Genomic DNA, 2,546 nt, shown 5'->3' on the forward strand with positions numbered 1-2,546 from the left:
AGCTCCGGGGGGAGCCGGGTCCCGGGGGCGGCCGTTACCCTTCAGGCGTGAGCAGTGAAAAGGCCCCCAAGTCCTCCCGGAACCCCGACGCGGCGCAGGAGACGGCCCTCGACGGGCCCCGGCCCCGCAGGCTGACGTACGCCGCCGTGCTGGCCGGTCTTGAGGGTGCCGCGCTGCTTGTGGGCGGTGTGTGGATGCTGGTCGTGGGGGTCAGTGGGGACGCGGACGACCGGCAGGGGGCGGTGACCGGGGGGATCACCCTCGCCGTGCTCGCGCTGCTGCCGCTGCTCGCCGCGAGGGGGCTGCTGAAGCGCCGCAGCTGGAGCCGGGGCCCCGCCGTGGTGACCCAGGTGATGGCGCTGCCGGTGGCCTACAACCTGCTCCAGGCCGACAGCGTCGCCATCCCGGCGGGCATCGCGCTGGGAGTCGTGGCGGTCGTGGCGCTGGTCATGCTGATCAACGCCGAGACGACCCGGGCCCTGGGCATCCGGGGCCCGGGCAGCGCCCAGGAGTAGCCCTCACTNNCGGGAGACGTGCATCTGGGAGATGCCGACCTCCTGGGCGATCTGGGACTGGGTCATGTTGCCGAAGAAGCGCAGGAGGAGGATGCGCTTCTCGCGCGGCGGGAGGTCCTCCAGGAGGGGCTTGAGGGATTCGCGGTATTCCACGCCCTCCAGGGCCTCGTCCTCCGCGCCGAGCGTGTCGGCCACCGCCGGGGACTCGTCGTCGGTGTCGGGGACGTCCAGGGAGAGGGTCGAGTACGCGTTGGCGGACTCCAGGCCCTCCAGGACCTCTTCCTCGGAGATCGCGAGTTTCTCGGCGAGTTCGTGGACCGTGGGGGAGCGGCCGTGGAGCTGGGAGAGCTCGGCGGTCGCGGTGGTCAGGGCGAGGCGGAGCTCCTGGAGGCGGCGCGGGACGCGGACGGCCCAGCCCTTGTCGCGGAAGTGGCGCTTGATCTCGCCCACGACGGTCGGGGTCGCGTACGTGGAGAACTCGACACCGCGGTCCGGGTCGAAGCGGTCCACGGACTTGATGAGCCCGATCGTGGCGACCTGGGTCAGGTCGTCCAGCGGCTCGCCCCGGTTGCGGAACCTCCGCGCGAGGTGCTCGACGAGCGGCAGATGCATCCGCACCAGCCGGTTGCGCAGCTCCGCGTACTCGGGGCTGCCGTCCGCGAGGCCGCGCAGCTCGACGAAGAGTGCCCGCGCCTCGCTGCGGTCCTGATGACCGTGTGGCACGGCGGCCACGCCGCCCTGCCGATCGTCTCGCTCGTGCTCGCTCATCGTCCCGCCCGTCGCCCTTTGTCGAGCCGTTCTCCCGGCCCGGCCAGGGGTGCCCTGCGCACCGTCCCGCTCCCGCTGCTCGCCGACCGGAGTGTGGTCCTCCGGATGCGGCCGGGCCTGTTCGGGAATGCCGTCGACGCCGTCCGCCGTCCGCCGCAGGAAGCCCTCCTCGGTCGGCAGGCGCGCGCCGCGCTCATCGCCTTGCACCGGCCCGTCCCCGTCCTTCACGCCGGCCCGGGGCCCGCGCCGCGCTGTTTGTAGAGGCTGATCGAGACGGTCTTGTCGTCGTCGACGGCGGAGGACACCTTGCCCGCGAGCGCGGACAGCACGGTCCACGCGAACGTGTCCCGCGCGGGCGCGTGGCCGTCCGTCGTCGGCGCGGAGACGGTCACCTCCAGCGAGTCGTCGACGAGGCGGAACACGCAGCCGAGCACCGAGCCGGGCACGGCCTGCTGGAGCAGGATCGCGCACGCCTCGTCCACCGCGATGCGCAGGTCCTCGATCTCGTCCAGGGTGAAGTCCAAACGGGCCGCGAGGCCGGCCGTGGCCGTCCGCAGCACCGACAGGTAGGCACCCGCGGCCGGCAGCCGGACTTCCACGAAGTCCTGGGTCGCGGGCTCGCCTGCGATCTGGGACACCCTCACCTCCAAGGTGGTACAAGCTGTTCGGGCCGAGGGTCGTCGCCCCCCGGAGTAACGCGAAGTGTGGTGCAGCGGTGACGCTATCGCGCTCACCAGCGTCCTGTCCCGGGACCCCGACCCCATGGCGTCACTCACAGTAAAACTCTGAATACGCTCCGTGTCTAGGGGGTCTGCGGGCCCAAATCGGAAGAGCGCGCGCCGGGTTGACGTACCCAGGCATCAGACCCTCGAACCGTACCCGCTCCCGATCACACCAGGACGTGATCCACGAAGCACCACCGCCAGTCCTCGCCGGGCTCGAACGTCCGCATCACCGGATGGCCCGTCTCGTCGTGGTGGCGCGTCGCGTGCCGGCCGGGCGAGGTGTCGCAGCAGCCGACGTGCCCGCACGTCAGGCACAGACGCAACTGCACCGGGTGGGTACCGTCGCGCAGGCACTCCGGACACGTCTCGTTCAGCGGCGTGGGATCCGGGTGCGGCAGCGTGTCCGCGTGCGTGCACTGTTTCATGATTGCCAGGTTACGACGGCCGTACGGATGGCCGCGCGGAAAAACCGAGGAACGAGGGTGGGCCCGACATGGATGTGATGCCGCTGCTCCTGCTGGTGGCGGGCAGCGCCGCG

The 2,546-nt window shown here is 71.6% G+C and carries 3 protein-coding genes and 1 pseudogene; 1 reads left to right on the forward strand and 3 read right to left on the reverse strand.

The window, feature by feature from the left end; translation table 11 throughout:
- Positions 1 to 47 precede the first annotated feature (47 nt).
- Positions 48 to 515, forward strand: coding sequence for a hypothetical protein (locus tag AOK24_RS36835; protein ID WP_063799580.1), 468 nt, complete (start codon positions 48 to 50; stop codon positions 513 to 515).
- A 10-nt stretch (positions 516 to 525) separates the two neighbouring features.
- Here AOK24_RS36835 and AOK24_RS36840 read toward each other — a convergent pair.
- The 3 genes and pseudogenes from AOK24_RS36840 to AOK24_RS36850 all read right to left on the reverse strand — a co-directional run.
- Positions 526 to 1,511: pseudogene (locus tag AOK24_RS36840) on the reverse strand (RNA polymerase sigma factor SigF); the annotation flags it as partial.
- Positions 1,508 to 1,921: an ATP-binding protein gene (locus AOK24_RS36845; protein ID WP_010353612.1), complete on the reverse strand. Its 414-nt coding sequence runs from the start codon at positions 1,919 to 1,921 to the stop codon at positions 1,508 to 1,510. The gene AOK24_RS36845 and the pseudogene AOK24_RS36840, both read right to left, overlap by 4 nt.
- Positions 1,922 to 2,172: 251 nt before the next feature.
- Entirely contained in the window at positions 2,173 to 2,433 is a 261-nt protein-coding gene (locus tag AOK24_RS36850; RefSeq protein ID WP_010353611.1) for a UBP-type zinc finger domain-containing protein, read from the reverse strand.
- Between the last annotated feature and the right edge of the window lie 113 nt (positions 2,434 to 2,546).

Source organism: Streptomyces niveiscabiei (assembly GCF_001419795.1).
GTDB lineage: Bacteria > Actinomycetota > Actinomycetes > Streptomycetales > Streptomycetaceae > Streptomyces > Streptomyces niveiscabiei.

Excerpts from the sequence above, each read along its gene's own strand:
- AOK24_RS36850 (WP_010353611.1), bottom strand. The coding sequence starts at position 2,433 with ATGAAACAGTGCACGCACGCGGACACGCTGCCGCACCCGGATCCCACG.